General features: G+C 73.2%; 7 protein-coding genes. 4 read left to right on the forward strand and 3 right to left on the reverse strand.

Annotation, left to right across the window (positions count from 1 at the left end):
• The first annotated feature begins 274 nt into the window (after positions 1-274).
• On the forward strand, positions 275-1,996 hold the full coding sequence (locus ABD481_RS23035; RefSeq protein WP_344667808.1) for a 2-isopropylmalate synthase: 1,722 nt from the start codon (positions 275-277) through the stop codon (positions 1,994-1,996).
• Positions 1,981-4,653: an AAA family ATPase gene (locus ABD481_RS23040; RefSeq protein WP_344667809.1), complete on the forward strand. Its 2,673-nt coding sequence runs from the start codon at positions 1,981-1,983 to the stop codon at positions 4,651-4,653. The genes ABD481_RS23035 and ABD481_RS23040 overlap by 16 nt, the downstream gene beginning before the upstream one ends.
• Here ABD481_RS23040 and ABD481_RS23045 read toward each other — a convergent pair.
• The 3 genes from ABD481_RS23045 to ABD481_RS23055 are packed head-to-tail and all read right to left on the reverse strand — an operon-like array spanning position 4,610 to position 7,098.
• Entirely contained in the window at positions 4,610-5,299 is a 690-nt protein-coding gene (locus ABD481_RS23045) for a 4'-phosphopantetheinyl transferase family protein (RefSeq protein ID WP_344667819.1), read from the reverse strand. The two genes, ABD481_RS23040 and ABD481_RS23045, sit on opposite strands and share 44 nt — an antisense overlap.
• Before the next feature lie 13 nt (positions 5,300-5,312).
• The gene (locus tag ABD481_RS23050) at positions 5,313-5,957 is read right to left on the reverse strand and encodes a response regulator transcription factor (RefSeq protein WP_344667810.1); all 645 of its coding nucleotides are present in this window, start codon (positions 5,955-5,957) and stop codon (positions 5,313-5,315) included.
• Positions 5,958-5,964: 7 nt separating this feature from the next.
• Entirely contained in the window at positions 5,965-7,098 is a 1,134-nt protein-coding gene (locus ABD481_RS23055; protein ID WP_344667811.1) for a sensor histidine kinase, read from the reverse strand.
• 447 nt (positions 7,099-7,545) lie between these two features.
• Here ABD481_RS23055 and ABD481_RS23060 point away from each other — a divergent pair, with 447 nt between their 5' ends.
• Together ABD481_RS23060 and ABD481_RS23065 are read left to right on the forward strand one after the other, a co-directional pair.
• Positions 7,546-8,634, forward strand: coding sequence for a helix-turn-helix transcriptional regulator (locus ABD481_RS23060; protein ID WP_344667812.1), 1,089 nt, complete (start codon positions 7,546-7,548; stop codon positions 8,632-8,634).
• A gap of 347 nt (positions 8,635-8,981) precedes the next feature.
• Positions 8,982-17,777, forward strand: coding sequence for a type I polyketide synthase (locus ABD481_RS23065; protein ID WP_344667813.1), 8,796 nt, complete (start codon positions 8,982-8,984; stop codon positions 17,775-17,777).
• Positions 17,778-17,800: the final 23 nt, after the last annotated feature.

Here is a 17,800-nt window from a genome sequence, read left to right on the forward strand (position 1 = left end):
TTACGCACTGGTAACCTGACAACCCCTCACTTGGGGTGTAGGGGTCCTCCCGCGGCCGTCCCCATTGTGACGTCCCGCGGCCGGTGGCGGTTCAACGCTCCGGAAGACGCACTCCCGGCGGAGCCGGCGCGTCTACATCTTTCGATACCCCGCCTGGTCCCTTCGGTTCCGGAGGCGTGACCTGCGTTCCGGCCGGGTGTCGGACTCCCGGGCGCCTCACTAGCGTGAACCCCAAAGCAGGGCACTTCAGGGTACTTCTGGAAGGAGTACAGCTGTGCGCGCCGGACCAAGATCGCAGCGTTACCACCCCTTCGTCCCGCTCGCCATGCCCGACCGTACCTGGCCCGACCGCACGCTGACCCGGTCGCCGCGCTGGCTGTCGACCGATCTGCGGGACGGGAACCAGGCGCTGGCCGCCCCGATGTCCCCGGCCCGCAAGCTCGCGCTGTTCGAGCTGCTGGTCGCGATGGGCTACCGCGAGATCGAAGTCGGATTCCCCGTCGCCTCGCAGGACGAGCACGACTTCGTCCGGCTGCTCATCGAGCAGGACCGGATCCCCGACGACGTCCGGATCTCGGTGCTGGTGCCGGCCCGCGACGAGCTGATCCGGCGCACGGTCCAGGCGCTGGACGGCGCCGCGTCGGCCACGGTGCACGTCTACAACGCGACCGCTCCGCTGTTCCGCGAGCTGGTCTACGCCATGGACCGCGACGAGTGCCGCAACCTGGCGGTGCAGGGCGTCCGCTGGATGATGAAGTACGCCGAGCTCGTCCCGGGCGGCAGCCGGCTGGGGCTGGAGTACTCGCAGGAGGCCTTCACCGACACCGAGCCCGAGTTCGCCCTGGAGGTCTGCGAAGCCGTGCTGGACGTCTGGCAGCCCGAGGCCGACCGGGAGCTCATCCTCAACTTCCCCTCAACGGTCGAGCGGTCGCTGCCGCACGTCTTCGCCGACCAGATCGAGTGGCTGGACCGCAACCTGTCGCACCGTGAGCACGTCTGCCTGTCCGTGCATCCGCACAACGACCGGGGGACCGGCGTGGCCGCGACCGAGCTGGCCCTGCTCGCCGGGGCGCAGCGGGTCGAGGGCTGCCTGTTCGGCGGCGGCGAGCGCGCCGGGAACGTGTGCCTGGTGACCCTCGGGCTGAACCTGCTGACCCAGGGCGTCGACCCCGGCATCGACTTCTCGGACCTGGGGAAGGTGCGCGCCGTGGTCGAGAGCTGCACCGGGCTCCCGGTGCCGCAGCGCCACCCTTATGCCGGCGACCTGGTGTTCACCGCCTTCTCCGGGGCGCATCAGGACGCGATCAAAAAGGGCTTCGACGCCCAGGCCCGCACCGCCGCGCGGACCGGGACCGAGCCGGGGGAGCTGCCATGGCAGATCCCTTATCTGCCCATGGATCCCAAGGACGTGGGCCGCGACTACGAGGCCGTCGTCCGGATCAACAGCCAGTCCGGCAAGGGCGGCGTCGCCTACGTCATGGCCGCCTGGCACGGCCTGAACCTGCCGCGCGGACTGCGGATCGAGTTCGCCCGCGTCGTGCAGGAGGCCACCGAGGCCGCCGGGTGCGAGATGACGCCCGACCGGCTCAGGACACTGTTCGACCAGGAGTATCTGCTGCCCGACGACTATTCGGCCCCGTCGCCAACCCACTGCCCGGTACCGCTCACGGTCCGCCTGTATGTCGACGGCGGGACCGATGGCGGGACCGAGGACGCACTGGAGGCGGCACACCTGGAGACCGCGCTGGCGCCGTGGGACATCGAGGTCTGCGACGTCGTGCGGATCGAAACCGCCGGCACCGGCGGGGCGCTCGGCGCCGACGTCATCACCGTCTACGCCGAGCACCACGCCGAGGGCACTTCGCACTGGGGTGTCGGGACCGGACCCGACGCCGTCACCGCCGCACTGGCCGCCACCCGGGCCGCCGGCCGGCGCGGCACAGGAAGGACGAGCGCCATGACCGGCGCCACCGAAACGACATGGGCGACATCATGATGGACCTGGTCGAACGCGACGAACAGCTGGACCTGCTGGACCGGCTGCTCGCGGAGTCCGCCGCCGGCACCGGACGCATCGCAGTGGTCTGCGGTCCGGTCGCGACCGGGAAAAGCGCGCTGCTCGACGCCTTCGCCGACCGCGCGCGCCGGGCCGGCGTCTCGGTGCTCTCGGCCGTCTGCTCCGCCGAGGAGTCGGGGCTGCGGCTGGGCGTGCTGCGGCAGCTGCTGCGCGGCGCGCACCTGACCAGCGAGGCCACCGACCGGGTGGTGCGGTCCTCGGCCGGCGGGATGGTGGAGACCGAGCTGCTGGAGGACGTCTGCCGCACCCTGCTCGACGCCGCCGAGCGGAACCCGCTGGCCCTGGTGCTGGACGACGCGCACTGGGCCGATCCGGCGTCCGCGCAGTGCCTGTCCTCGCTGGCCCGGCGCGCGCGGAACTCGCGTCTCATGGTTCTGATCGCCGAGCCCGATCCGCCCTCCGAGCTGCGGCTGGAGCTGCTGCGGCGGCCGTCCACGCGGATGGTCCCGGTCGGTCCGCTGAGCCTGGACGGCGTCCGGCGGATGGTGGGGGCGGACGCCGGGCTGTGCCCCGACGAGCTCCACGAACTCAGCGGCGGCAACCCGCTGCTCGTCGCCGCGCTGCTGCGCGCCGAGGAGTACGGCGGCGCCGTCCTCGGCTGCCTGCGCCGCGGCGACGCCGGCATGCGCGACGCGGCCGCCGGCCTGGCCGTGCTCGGCACCACCCGCTGGCTGGACCGCCTGCTGGACCGCGACGCGATGGAGATCGCGACCTCGCTGCGCGCCCTGGAAGCAGCCGGCCTGCTGCTGGAGGGCCGGTTCCGCGACGACTCCGGCCGTGACGCGGTGCTGGTGGACCTCGGGTCCGCGCGCCGGGTCGAGCTGCACAGCCGCGCCGCGGACCTGGCGTTCGGCGACGGCGCGCCGCCGAGCGTGGTCGCCGGCCACCTGCTGGCCGCGCGCCGCACCCCGGCGCCGTGGGCGGTGCCGGTCCTGGAAGCGGCGGCGGCGCTGGCCCTGACCGAGGGCAACACCGAGCTGGCCATCGAGTCGCTGCGGCTGGCCGGCGCGGCCTGCGAGGACGGCCCGCACCTGGCGCGGATCCGCACCACGCTGCTGCGGGCCCAGTGGCGGATCGACCCGAACGCCCCCACCCCGCTGATGGCCGAGCTCGCCGACGCCCACCGGCGCGGGGACCTGCGCGGCAGCGACGCGCTGGTGCTGACCAAGGCGCTGCTGTGGCACGGCCGATTCGACGCCGCCCGCGACGTGCTGACCAGCCTGCGCGAGTCCGACGCGTTCGCCGACCCCGACACCCTGGCCGAGCTGCGCGACACCTATCCGTGGCTGCGCTGCTCCTACACCCCGTTCCTGGACTACGTGCCGCGGCCTGGCGCCCGCGGGCCGGACTCCCCGTCGCTGGCCCCGGGCCGCCGCTGGGAGGCCGCCACCGCCCTGGACAGCGTCCTGAGCTGGGGCCCGTCCGAGCCGGTGGTGGCCGAGGCCGAGCGGATCCTGCGCAACGCCCGCCTGGACGAGATGGGCATGGACACCGTCGAGTCGGCGCTGCTCGCCCTCACCTACGGCGAATGCGCCGACCGGGCCGCGCCCTGGTGCGACGGCCTGATCGAGGACGCCGGGCAGCGCCAGGCCCCGACCCGGCACGCGCGGCTGTCCACGATCCGCGCCGAGATCAGCTTCCGCCAGGGCGACCTGCTGGCCGCCGAACAGCACGCGCGGCGCGGGCTGGACGCCGTCCCCGGCACCGGCCTGGGCGTCACCGTCGGCGGCTCGCTGGCCAGCCTGCTGCTGCCGCTGCTGGCCATGGGCCACGACGATCTGGCCCTGGAGGAGCTGAGCCGCACCGTGCCGCAAGGCATGCTCCAGAGCCGCTACGGCCTGCACTACCTCCAGGCCCGCGGCCGCTGCCGGCTCCGCACCGGCAGCCCGGACCTGGCCCTGGGCGACTTCCAGGCCTGCGGCGAGCTGATGACGCGGTGGAACATGGACAGCGCCGGCCTGATCGCCTGGCGGCTGGACCTCGCCGAGGCCCGGCTGGCGATGGGCGACCGGGAGGAGGCCCGCCGGCTGCTCCAGGAGCAGCTGACCCGCTGCGGCCGCGGCATGCGGCGGACCCGGGGGATCGCGACCCGGATGCTCGCCGCGACCGTCGAGGGCCGGCGGCGCCCGGCGCTGCTGCGGCAGGCCGCCGAGGTGCTGGAGTCCGTCGGCGACCGCTACGAGCTGGCCCGGGCCCTGACCGAGCTGACGGCCGCCTACATCAGCCTGGGCGAACCCCGCCGCGCCGCCGTCATCGGCCGCCGCGCCTGGGGCCTGGCCCAGGGCTGCCACGCGCTGCCGCTGACCCGGCAGCTGTCCGTGGACGTCGGCCCGGACCTGGGCTCGGCGCCCCCGCCGCCGGAAGCGGCGCCGGAGGCGCCCGGGCCCGGCGCGCAGCCGCTCAGCGACGCCGAGCGGCGGGTCGTGCAGCTGGCCGCCGCGGCGTATACGAACCGTGAGATAGCCGACCGGCTGTACGTCACGGTCAGCACCGTCGAGCAGCACCTGACCCGCGCCTACCGCAAGCTCAACGTCACGAACCGGGCGGACCTGTCGGCGGTGATCCCGGCGGGGTGAGGACGATCGCGGTGAGGACGATGCCCTCGGCGACGGTCCACCGGCCGCGGAACGCGGTCAGCGGACCGCCGTGCACCTCCGGCCCGGGCACCAGCAGCCGCGCGTGGAAGGTGCCCTGCTCCGGATCCACCGTGATCAGGGCGTTGTCGAAGTCCAGCCACTTGTTGGTCAGCGGGAACCACGCCTTGTAGACGGATTCCTTGGCGCTGAACAGCAGCCGGTCCCACGCGGTCTCCGGACGGCTCGCCGTGAGCTCGGCGATCCACGACCGCTCGGCCTCCAGGGAGACCGCCTCCAGCACCTGGTCCGGCAGCGGCGCGTTGGGTTCGGCGTCGATGCCGATCGCCGTGACGTCGGAGGACCAGCCCACCACGGCGCCGCGATAGCCGTCGCAGTGCGTCATGCTCCCGACCACCCGGTCCGGCCAGCGAGGCTCCCCGCGCGGACCGGACAGGATCGGTACCGGCGGCACCCCCAGCTTCGCCATGGCCTGACGCGCGCAGGCCCGCGCGGTCGTGTATTCGCGCCGCCGCTTGGGGACGGCGCGCGCCACCGACTCCTCTTCCTCCGGGAACAGCCCGGCGTCCAGCAGGTCCTCGCGGGTGTCGGCGACGGCGACGAACGGTCCGGCGATCCGGTCCATCATCGCCGCCGGCGCTTCAGGAGGCGCCATGGGACTGCCTGCCGGGCAGCAGGCCGTTGTCCACGGCCCGGTTCACCGCGTCCATCCGCGACACTGCGCCCAGCTTCATGAAGATGTTACGCAGGTGCCGCTTCACCGTCGGCACGGTGATGTCCATCCGGGTCGCTATCTGGCTGTTGCTCAGGGCCGCAGCCACCAGGTGCAGCAGCTCCAGCTCGCGGACGGACAACGGGTCCTGCGAGGCCGGCTGCTGCATCCGCGACAGGCCCTCGCGGGAGACCGCCAGCACGATCCGGTCGTCGTCGGCGACGACGCTGCGCAGCGCCGCCACCAGCTCCACGCGGTTGACGCTCTTGAGCAGGTAGCCGCGGCTGCCGGCGCCGATCAGCTGGCGCAGCACCTCCGGGCCGTCGTACATGCTCAGGATGATGACGCCGGTGGCCGGGGAGGCCCGGCGGATGGCCGTGACCGTGTCGGCGGCCTCCGGGCCGGGCATCTCGACGTCCAGCAGCACGATGTCGGGCCGGTGCCGGACGGCCTGGGCCACGGCCTCGTCGCCGGTGGCGGCCTCGCCGACGACGGTCATGTCGTCGTGGGCCTCCAGGATCTCGCGCAGGCCTTCGCGGAACAGGGCGTGGTCGTCGGCTATGACGACGGTCACTACCCGCTCATTCGGCGACGGCATCGGCATCGGCATCGGCCGGTCCCTTCAGCGGCGCCCAGAGCACCACTCTCGTGCCGGCGCCGATCCGGCTGCTCACACACAGCGTGCCGTGCAACAGCTCGGCGCGCTCCACCATCGACTTCAGTCCGACGCCGTGGCGGTCGGCCGGGGCCCGCCCGGGATCGAAGCCGCGCCCGTCGTCCGCCACCGAGGCCCGTAGTTCGTCGGGGGTGACGTCGATCTCGATGGTGAGTGTCGTGGCCGAGGCGTGGCGCAGCGCATTGATGACGGCCTCGCGCAGGATCAGCAGTGTCTGGTCCAGGACGGTGCAGGGCACGCCGGACTCCTCGCCACGGACCGTCAGGGTGACGTCGACGCCGTCGGTGTTGGCCCCTCTCAACGCGGTGCGCAGGGCCTTCTCCAGGTTCTTGACCTGGTCCCGGGGATGCAGGTCGGACGCGACGACGCGCAGGTTCCGCATCGACTCGGCGATGGCCCGCTGCGCCGCCTCCACTTTGGCGTCGGCCTTGGACGGTTGGCTGGTCCGGTAGAGGTCGTAGAGCTCCAGCTGCCGGTGCGCGACGCTGACGCTGTTCCCTATCCGGTCGTGCAGATCCCGGGCTATCCGTCGGCGTTCGGTCACCTGCGCGCAACGGAACTGCTTCAGCAGGAACCCGGTGTAGCTGGACACTGATTCGTGCATGCGCAGCGTCAGGCTTTCTTCGAGCGCCAACGCCACCAGCAGGTACAGGTCGATCCAGTCCGGGCCGGGCTCGATGAGCAGCGCGGTGGACGCCAGTGCGGCTTGGAAGAACGCTGACGCCTCCTGGATCGACTCCTTGGGGTGTTCTTCCTGGTGTTCCTCTTCGCAGGACTGCGACGCACCGGCGTCCCGCGCGGTGCGCGGACCTCCGGGTTCGGCGGCGACCAGGCCCCCGCGCAGGTTGGAGACCACCTCGGAGAGGAGCTGCCCGGCGTTGGCGAGCGACTGGCGCAGCCGTGCGGAATCCCCGGCCGTGTCATCGTTCAAGCAGGTCAGGCGTTCGGCGTAAGTGCCCAGGATCTGCTCGCGCGCCGATTCGACCAGCCGGGCCGCCGACGTGGCTTGGCGAAGCGATGGCCGGCCGTCCTGCGCCATCTTGTCTCCCCCGTCTTTACACGGTGTATTCCGGTGTAGGGGCACTGGCCGCGACGCCCGTCCCAATGTATCAGAATGCGAAGACACTGAAACGGAGCGTAGCCGCCATGGGATGATAGGCGCTTGATATGTCCCCCTGGTGAACTCCCGGTGAGGCCACCGCCTTGAGAGGTTTCCCTTGTCGGCGGTTCGGCGCGCGCCGCGGCGTCCGGCCCGGTCATCCTCGGCGACGCCGCCCGGCCGCGCCAGGGGATCGGGGTGCGATGAGGGGTTGGGCGAACCGGTGTAGGGGTTCCTGGCGCGATCGCCCGCCTCTTACATTCGAGGCGGTCGGCGCGGTCTTGCAGGGAATGCCGAAGAGTGCGGCCGGCCCGACTTGGAAGTCAGCGGGGGGCCGACACCGTCGTGGTTCGTAGCGGGGAGAGGCACGCCAAGGAGGGGACGGCAATGACGACTGTTATCGACACCGACTTCGATCGCGACCGGGGATATCCGGAGACAATTCCGGTTCCCATTCCGGCGCAGGGCGGGAAACCCGCTCACGACGATCTCGACGACGATCCCGAAGAACGCCTCACCGCCGTTTACCGCTATGCCGTGGAAAGCGGCGGGATCACCGCCGCCGCGCCGGCCGCCGCCGCTCTGGGGCTGACGGCCAAGCAGGCCGAGGAGGCGATCGACGGCCTGCGCGACCGGCGGCTGCTGGCCGTGGAGCCCGGCTCCGGCGGGCTGCTGGTGGCCGTCGACCCCGAGATCGCGGCCCTGCTGCTGGTCTCGCCGATGGAGCAGGAGATCTACCGTCGCAGGGAGCTGATCGCGCAGATCCAGGAGCGCACCGAGGCGCTGCGCCGGGACTACGCCCGCAAGGCCCGGCCGGCCGTCGAGCCGGCCCCGGTGGAGCGGGTCGAGGACGCCGTCGCGGTCCGCGGCTTCCTGAAGCTCGCCGCCGGCGCCTGCGCCGCGGAGATCCTGGTGCTCCAGTCCGGCGACTGGGACGCCGAGAAGTTCGACGACGTGCTGCGGGTCTGCGCGCACCAGGCGGCCCGCGGCGTGGCGGTCCGGATCATCTGCCGGCACCGGCACCGCGCCGACCTGGTCTCCCGGCGCAAGCTCCGGGACCTGGCCGACGCCGGCGCGCAGGTGCGCACCGTCAGCCACGTACCGCGGGCGGCCGTGGTCTTCGACGGCTCGCAGGCCGTGCTGCTGGACCCGGCCTCGACCGAGCCCGGCGCGTCCTGCGTGCGGGTCGAGGTCGTGGTGCGGTTCCTGCTGGACGTCTTCGAGCACCAGTGGGACGCCGCGACCCCGGTGGACCGCGGCGAGCCCGGCTACGCCGAGGCCGCCGACGATCTGCAGCAGTCCATCGCCGAGCTGATGGCCCGCGGCTTCACCGACGAGGTGATGGCCCGCAAGCTGGGCATGTCGGTGCGGACCACCCGGCGCCACATCGCGGCGCTGATGCAGGACCTCGGCGCGGTCAGCAGGTTCCAGGCCGGGGCGCGGGCGGTGCGGCGCCAGCTGGTGGAAGCGGTCTGATACCGCGCCGTCGACTCCGCCGGCGCCGCCGGAGCCGCTCGGCAGCGATCCGTCCCGGCCTCCCACGTTCCAGCCGGATACGGTTCCGGCGCAGTCCGGACCCGGATCCGGTGCGGTCCGGCCGCCCGGCGAGAACAGTTCGGCCATCGGAAAGTCAGTGTCCCGAAGACAGCGCCCGATCCTTCGATTGGCGCTGTGGTTCATGCTGCCTTAACAAGGATTCTGCATTTGCCTACTGGCAGCGAGTTACGGCCACTTGTTGTCAGTGCTCAGCATGTCTTCACCGCTTGACCCTAACGCTGAATGTTGATGCTCTGTCATTGCTTGCGAATGAAGGGGGTGCACGGATGGTGGTTCAACAGAATTCCGCGTCTGGGGAGCCGATCGCCGTCATCGGCATGTCCTGCCGACTGCCGGGAGCCGCCGATCCGGCCGCCTTCTGGGCGCTTCTGCGGGACGGCGTGGACGCCGTCACCGAGGCCCCGGAGGACCGGTGGCCGACCGCCGTGGTGCCCCGGTACCGGCGCGGCGGGTTCCTCGACGACGTCGCCGGCTTCGACGCCGCGTTCTTCGGGATCTCCCCGCACGAGGCCGTCGCCATGGATCCTCAGCAGCGGCTCGCGCTGGAGCTTGCGTGGGAGGCGCTCGAGCACGCGCGCATCGTGCCCGGCGCGGTCCGGGACACCGCCTGCTCGGTGTTCGTCGGCGCGATCGCGAACGACTACGCCGGGATCCAGGACCGCCTCGGCGTTCCGAGCCCGCACGCCTACACCGGCAGCCACCGGGCGATCATCGCCAACCGGGTCTCGTACTTCCTCGGCCTGCGCGGCGCCAGCCTCACCGTGGACACCGGACAGTCGTCCTCGCTGGTGGCGGTGCACATGGCGTGCGAGGCGCTGCGGCGCGGCGAGAGCGGCCTGGCGCTGGCCGGCGGCGTGAACCTCAACCTGGCCGGGCAGACCACGGTGTCGATCGGACGGTTCGGGGCGCTGTCGCCGGACGGCCGCTGCCACGTCTTCGACGAGCGCGCCAACGGCTACGTCCGCGGCGAGGGCGGGGCCCTGGTCGCGCTCAAGCGGCTGGCCGACGCCCGGCGCGACGGCGATCACGTGCACTGCGTCATCCTCGGCGGCGCGGTCAACAACGACGGCGGCGGCGACGGGCTGACCGCGCCGAGCCGGCGGGCCCAGCAGGAGGTCGTCGAGCTGGCCTGGCGGCGCTCCGGCGTCCGGGCGGCCGACGTCCGGTACGTCGAGCTGCACGGGACCGGGACGCCGGTCGGCGACCCGATCGAGGCCGGTGCGCTGGGTGCGGCGCGGGGTGCGGGAGCGGGTGCTGCCGAAGTCTCGGGTACCGCGGAAGGCTCGGGTACCGCGGACGGCCCGGGCGCCGGTCGCCCGGAGCCGCTGCTGGTCGGATCCGTGAAGACGAACATCGGCCACCTGGAAGGCGCCGCCGGCGTCGCCGGGCTGCTGAAAGTGGTGCTGAGCCTGGGACACGGCCTGATCCCGGCGAATCCGGGCTTTGGGAAGCCGAACCCGGAGATCCCGTTGGCGGAACTGGGGTTGGAGGTCGTCACCGAGGCGCGGGAGTGGCCCGCTGCTGGTTCGGGCGACCGGCCGGCCGTCGCCGGAGTGAGCGGGTTCGGCATGGGAGGCACGAACTGCCACCTCGTGGTGGCTCAGGCTCCTGACGAGGTGTCCGGCGCGACGGCCGCCGATGTGGCCGACGTGCCGTGGATCCTGTCGGGCAAGACCGCCGACGCGGTGCGGGCCCAGGCGGCCCGGCTGTCGGCGCGGATCGCCGCCGAGGCGCCGACCGGTGTCGGAGTCGGAGCCACCGGAACCATCGGGTTCACCGGAGCCGCTGGAGCCATCGAATCCACCGGGGCCGTCGGGCTGTCCCTGCTGCGGACCCGAACCGCCTTCGAACACCGCGCGGTCCTGCTGGGCCCGGACCCGGCCGCCGGCCTCGCTGCGCTCGCGACCGGCAACCCCGACGACGCGACGGTCGTCGGCGCGGTGGTCTCCGGAGGCCGGGCGTTCGTCTTCCCCGGCCAGGGATCGCAATGGCCTGAAATGGCGCGCGGCCTGATGGCCGAGTCGGCGGAGTTCGCCGCGAACATCGAGCGGTGCGCCGAGGCGCTCGCCCCGTTCACCGACTACTCCCTGACCGACGTGCTGCTCGGCGCCGACGGCGCCCCGGACTTCGACCGGGTCGACGTGGTGCAGCCGGCGCTGTGGGCCGTGATGGTCTCGCTGGCGGCGCTGTGGCGGTCCCGCGGCGTGGAACCAGACCTGGTCATCGGCCACTCCCAGGGCGAGATCGCGGCCGCGACGGCGGTCGGCGCGCTGTCGCTGTCCGACGGCGCGCGCGTCGTGGCGTTGCGGAGCAAGGCCATCGGCGCGATCGCCGGCAGCGGCGGGATGCTCTCCGTCGCGGCGTCGGCCGAGACGGTCGAGGCGGCCATCGCCGAGCACGCACCGCAGGCGACCGTCGCGGCCGTCAACGGACCCCGGGCCGTGGTCGTGTCCGGCCCGAACGAGGCGCTGGCCGAACTCCAGCAGCACCTGGATGCCGCCGAGTACCGGACAAAGCTGGTGCCGGTCGACTACGCGTCCCACTCGGCCGCCGTCGACGTGCTGCGCGAGGAGCTGCGCCGGGCCCTGGAACCGATCCGGCCGGTCTCCACCGACACCCTGTTCATCTCGACCCTGACCGGCGAGCCGCTGGACACCGCCGAGCTGGACGCCGACTACTGGTTCCGGAGCCTGCGGCACGGTGTGCGGTTCGCCGACGCGGTGCGGGTCGCGCTCGACGGCGGATGCGGCCTGCTGATCGAGTGCAGCGCGCACCCGGTGCTGGTCGGGGCGATCGAGGAGACCGTCGAGGTCGCGGAGCGCGAGGCGGTCGTGCTCGGAACGCTGCGCAGAGGGCTCGGTTCGCTCGGGCAGTTCCGCGTGGCGCTGGCACAGGCCTACGTCGGCGGCGCGCCGGTCGACTGGACGGAAGCGGTTCAGGACCAGAACCAGAACCAGGACCAGAACCACAAGACGTTGGTCGAGTTGCCGACATACGCGTTCCAGCGGCGTCGGTTCTGGGCCGGGGAGACGCCGTCCACGTCGACGTCGACGGTCTCCGGCGCCCTCAAGAGCCGTCGCGAGGTCAGGGATTTGATTCTCTCGGTGACCGCCTCCGCGCTCGGGCTGGAAGACACCGGTTCGCTGCGGCCGGGAGCGGCGTTCAAGGAGATGGGAGTCGACTCCGCGATCGCCGTCGAGCTGCGTGGACGCCTGCGCGCGGCGACCGGCCTGGCGCTGTCGTCCGGGCTGCTGTTCGACTATCCGACGCCCGACCGGTTGGCCGACCGTCTTCATGCCCTGATTCAGGAGGGCGGCGAGGTCGTCTCGGCGCCGTACGTGCCGCCGACGGTGACCGCCGCCGCGCCGGGCGAGGACGCGATCGCGATCGTCGGCATGGGCTGCCGCTATCCCGGCGGCGTCGCGTCGCCGCAGGACCTGTGGGACCTGGTCGCCGAGGGCCGGGACGCCATCACCGAGTTCCCCTCCGACCGGGGCTGGAACTTCGACGCGCTGTTCGCGCAGGACACCGACGGCGCCGGGACCAGCGACACCCGCCTCGGCGGCTTCCTGCACGACGCCGACGGCTTCGACGCCGAGTTCTTCGGGATCAGCCCGCGCGAGGCGATGGCCATGGATCCGCAGCAGCGGCTGCTGCTGGAGATCTGCTGGGAGGCCCTCGAACAGGGCGGCATCCGCCACGAGGCGCTGCGGGGCAGCCGGACCGGCGTGTTCGTCGGCGCGATGGCCCCCGACTACGGCCCCCGGCTGCATCAGCCCACGGAGACCGTCGACGGGCACCGGCTGACCGGGACCGCGCTCAGCGTCGTGTCCGGGCGCGTCGCCTACACCTTCGGGCTGGAAGGCCCGGCGATCACCGTCGACACGGCGTGCTCCTCGTCGCTGGTCGCGATCCACTGGGCGGCCCAGGCCCTGCGCCGGGGCGAGTGCACGCTGGCGCTGGCCGGCGGCGTGACGGTGATGGCGACGCCCGGCATGTTCGTCGAGTTCTCGCGGCAGGGCGGACTGTCCGCCGACGGACGCTGCAAGGCGTTCTCGGCGGAGGCCGACGGCACCGGCTGGGCCGAGGGCGCCGGGATGCTGCTGCTGGAACGGCTCGACGACGCGCGCCGCAACGGCCATCCGGTGCTCGCGGTGCTCCGCGGCTCGGCGGTCAACCAGGACGGCCGCAGCAACGGACTCACCGCGCCGAACGGCCCGTCGCAGACCCGCGTCATCCGCGAGGCGCTCGCCGACGCCGGCCTCGCGCCGACCGACGTCGACGCCGTGGAGGCGCACGGCACCGGCACGAAGCTGGGCGACCCGATCGAGGCCGAGGCCCTGCTGACGGCCTACGGCCAGGGCCGCGAGCAGCCGCTGTGGCTGGGCTCGGTGAAGGCGAACATCGGGCACTCGCAGGCCGCGGCGGGCGTGGCCGGCGTGATCAAGATGGTCATGGCCATGCGCAACGGCCTGCTTCCGGCCTCCCTGCACGCCGACCGCCCGACCGCCGAGGTCGACTGGTCCGCCGCCGGGGTCCGGCTGCTGGCCCAGGCACAACCGTGGCCGCGGGTGTCGCGGCCGCTGCGCGCCGGGGTGTCGAGCTTCGGGATCAGCGGGACGAACGCGCACGTGGTGATCGAGCAGGCGGCGACTGCGGCTCCCGAGGCAACCACGAATACTGATGCGTCTGCTGATCAGACCACTGCCGTCGAGATCCTTTCCTCAATAACCAACGCTTCCCCGACCACGGCAACTTCTTCGCAGAGTGCTGTATCGCAATCCGCCGCACCATCCACGCCGACCGCACCGCTCATCTGGGCCTTCTCCGCCCACACCGAGCCCGCTCTCCGCGCCTACGCCGCTCGCCTGCTCGACTACGCGATCACCGCTCCGCCCGGCGAACTCCCCGCCGCGGGGCTCGCCTTGGCGCAGCGCTCCGAGTTCGGTCACCGCGCCGTCGTCATCGCCGAGCAGCCGGAAGAACTCTTCTCGGCGCTCGCGGCGCTCGCCGAGGGCACCGACCACCCGGCCGTCGTCTCCGGCCTGGCCGCGTCGGACGTCCGTCCGGTGCTGGTGTTCCCGGGGCAGGGTTCGCAGTGGCCCGGCATGGCCGTCGAGCTGCTCGACGCCAACGAGGCGTTCCGCGACCATCTGCTCCTGTGCGACGCGGCGTTCCGGCCGCACACCGGCTGGTCCGTGATCGATGTCCTGCGCCAGGTCGGCGAAGCGCCGCCCCTGGAGGGCTCCGACGTCGTCCAGCCGGTGTTGTTCGCGGTCATGGTGTCGCTGGCGGCGGCCTGGCGCGCGGCCGGGGTCGAGCCGGCGGCCGTGATCGGGCACTCCCAGGGCGAGATCGCGGCGGCGTGCGGCGCCGGGGTGCTGACCCTGGACGACGCCGCCCGGATGGTGGCGCTGCGCAGCAAGGCCCTGATGCGGCTGACCGGCACCGGCGGCATGGTGGCGCTCGCGCTGCCCGCCGACCGCGTCGAGCCGATGCTCGCGCGCTGGGCCGACCGGCTGTGGATCGCGATCGTCAGCGGTCCGGAGAGCACGGTGGTGGCCGGCGACCTGGACGCGCTCGACGAGTTCACCGCCGAGTACGGCGCCACGACCCGCCTGCGCCGCGTCGCGATCGACTACGCGGCCCACACTCCGCACATCGAGCAGCTGCGCGAGGAGCTGCTTGCCATCGGCGCGGGCCTGACGCCCTACCCGACCGACGTCGCGTTCTGCTCGGCGCTGACCGCCGACTACGCGGACTACACCGAGCTCGGCGCCGGCTACTGGTTCCAGGGGCTGCGCAACACGGTGCGCTTCGGGGAGGCGGCGGTGCGGGTCGCAGAGCCCGGATTCCCGGTGTTCATCGAGGCCAGCCCGCATCCCGTGCTCATCGGCCATGTGCAGGATTCCTTGCGCGAAGCGGGGATCAGCGGTGCCGCGGTCGGTTCGCTCCGCAAGGGCGACGGCGGCGCCACCCGGTTCCTGCGCTCGGCGGCGGAGGCGTACGTCCACGGCGCGCCGGTGGACTGGCGCGAGGTGCTCAACACGGTGCCGTACCTGCCGATCGAGCTGCCGAACCGGCCCTTCGACCGCCGCCGCTACTGGCTCGACGGCGCCGAGGCGCTGTCCGGGCATCCGCTGGTCGATACGTTCACGGCCCTGGCCGAGTCCGACGGCTACCTCGCCACCGGCCGCCTGTCACGCCTCACCACTCCGTGGCTGACCGACCACGCCGTCGGCGACACGGTCCTGCTTCCGGGCACGGCCTTCGTGGACCTGGCGTTGGAGGCGGCGGCGGCCTGCGGCGGCGATCGCGTCGAAGACCTGGTCATCACGGCTCCCGCCGTGCTGCCCGCGACCGGGGCGCTCCAGCTCCAGGTCACCGTCGGCGCCGCCGACGAGGTCGGCCGCCGCATCGCCACCGTGTATCTGCGGCCTGACGACGACGCCGAGGCGGTCTGGACCGCCCACGCGACCGCGACGATCGGCACCGCCGCCGTCGATCTGCTCGACGTCCTGCCGACCGCGCTGCCCGCGGACGCCGAACCCGTCGACCTGGACCGTGTCTACGAGCGCCTCGCAGACCTCGGATACGGCTACGGCCCCGCGTTCCAAGGGCTGCTGAAGGCGTGGCGGTCCGAGGACCAGACCTGGGCCGAGGTGACGCTCCCGGACCACGTCCGCCACGACGCGGGCCGCTTCACCCTGCATCCCGCACTGCTGGACGCGGCGCTGCACATCATCGTCCTTGACTCGCTGGCCGGCGCCGAAGCCGAGCAGGCCGGCCCGGCCGACGCGGCCGAGCCGATGACGCTGCTTCCCTTCGCGTGGACCGGTATCCAGGTCGCGGCCCGCGGCGCCGACAGCATCCGGGTCCGGGTCACCGAGACCGGCGAGGACCAGGTCGCGCTCGAACTGTTCGACGCCTCCGGGCAGCTGATCGCGGAGGTCGAGAGCCTCGTGCTGCGCCGCGTCCCCCGGGTCGGCGGCGCGCCGTCCGGGTCCGCGGCGGCGCCGTCCGCCGACGCCGTCCACGCCGTCGAGTGGACCGAGTGGGACCCGACCCGGCAGGGCGAGGCCGAGGCCGCGAACCAGGGGTGGGCCCTGCTCGGTGCCGGTGGCGTCGTCGACGCGGTCGACGCCGCGCTGACCGCCGCCGGGGTCCAGGTCCAGCTCGCCTACGACCTGCCGTCGCTGGCCGAGCTGTCGGCCGCCGAGGTGCCGAGGTACGTCGTCGTGCCCTGCGTCGCCGACGCCGATCCGGACGACCTGCCCTACTCGATGCGCGAAGCCGTCTACGAACTCCTGGACCATGTCCAGACCTGGATCGGCGACGAGCGCTTCGCCGCGAGCCGCCTCGTGGTCGTCACCGCCGGAACCCCGGCGGCCGGCGCCGCCTGGGGTCTGGTGCGTTCGGCCGAGACCGAGCATCCCGGCCGGTTCGCGCTGGTCGATCTCGGACCGGACCCGGACGAGGCGTCCGCGCCGGACTGGAGCCACGTCGCCCTGGCCATCGAGTCCGGGGAGACCCAGCTCGCCGTCCGCGACGGAGCGCTGCGGATCCCGCGCCTCGTGCGCCGCGCGGAGACGCCGGCCGAGCCGACCCACCAGACCGAGCCGACTGACCAGACCGAGCCGACCGAACAGGCCGAGCAGCTCGCACTCCCGACCGGCACCGAAACCGCCGCAGGCACCAAGGCCACCGAAGGCACGGTCCTGATCACCGGCGGCACCGGCGGCCTGGGCGCCCTGCTCGCCGAGCACCTCGCCGACCGCTACGCCGTCCGGCACCTGCTGCTGGCCTCCCGGCAGGGCCCGGACGCACCGGGCGCCGACGCCCTGACCGCCCGGCTCACCGCGCTCGGCGCCGAGGTCACCGTCGCCGCCTGCGACGTCTCCGACCGGGTCGCCCTGGCCAAGCTCCTGGCCGACATCCCGGCCAGCCGCCCGCTGTCCGGTGTCGTCCACACCGCCGCCGTGCTGGACGACGCCACGGTCGAGGCGCTCTCCCCGCACCACATCGACGCCTCGTTCGGCCCGAAGGCCGACGCCGCCTGGCACCTGCACGAACTCACCCGCGACCTCCCGCTGGGCATGTTCGTCCTCTTCTCCTCCGTCGCCGGCCTGGTCGGCAACCCCGGCCAGGGCAACTACGCCGCCGCGAACGCCTTCCTCGACGCGCTGGCCGGCCACCGCCGCGACCAGGGGCTCCCGGCGGTGTCGATCGCCTGGGGCCTGTGGGACCTGCCGAGCAGCATGGCCGGGCAGCTCACCGAGGCCGACCTCGCCCGGCTGTCCCGCACCGGCATCGCGCCGATGGGTCTGGAACAGGGGCTGGCCGGGTTCCGGGCCGCCCTGACCGCGACCGATCCGGTCCTGGTCGCGGCCCGCTGGGACAGCGCCGAGCTGCGCGAGCGCGCCGAGAACGACACCCTCCCGCCGGCCCTGCGCGGCCTGGTCCGGGCCCCGGCCAAGGCGGCGGCCAAGGCCAACCAGCACGCCCCGGTCCAGGGCGGCGCGCTCGCCGGGGGCGCCCCCGCCGACGGCCGGCCCCGCACCGACCTCGCCTCCCGGCTGGCGGACCTGCCCCGCGAGGACGGCCTCAAGCTGGTCACCGACCTGGTCCGCTCGCACGTCGCGGCGGTGCTGGGGCACGGCAGCCCGGACGCCGTCGACGTGCGCCGGGCGCTCAGCGAGATGGGCTTCGACTCGCTGACGGCCGTGGAGCTGCGCAACCGGCTCGACGCCGCCACCGGACTGCGCTCGACGGCGATCGTCGCCTTCGACCACCCGACGGTGACCGCGCTGGCCGAGCACATCCACAGCGTGCTGGCCCCGCCGCCGCCCTCGCCGCAGGAAGTACTGCGCACGGTGCTGGAGGCCATCCGGCCGAACCTGCCGGAGCAGGACGCCGGCGTGCGCGGCGCGGTCGTCGCGCTGCTGCACGGCGCGCTGGCGCAGTGGGACCACAACGGCGCGGAGTCCGCGCCGGCCCTTCAGGACAAGATCCACTCGGCGTCCGACGACGAGATCTTCGCCCTCATCGACAACGAGATCTGACCTTCCCGAAAGGCATCTGCCAT

The sequence above is a fragment of the Catenulispora yoronensis genome (genome assembly GCF_039531695.1).
Classification (GTDB): Bacteria; Actinomycetota; Actinomycetes; order Streptomycetales; family Catenulisporaceae; genus Catenulispora; species Catenulispora yoronensis.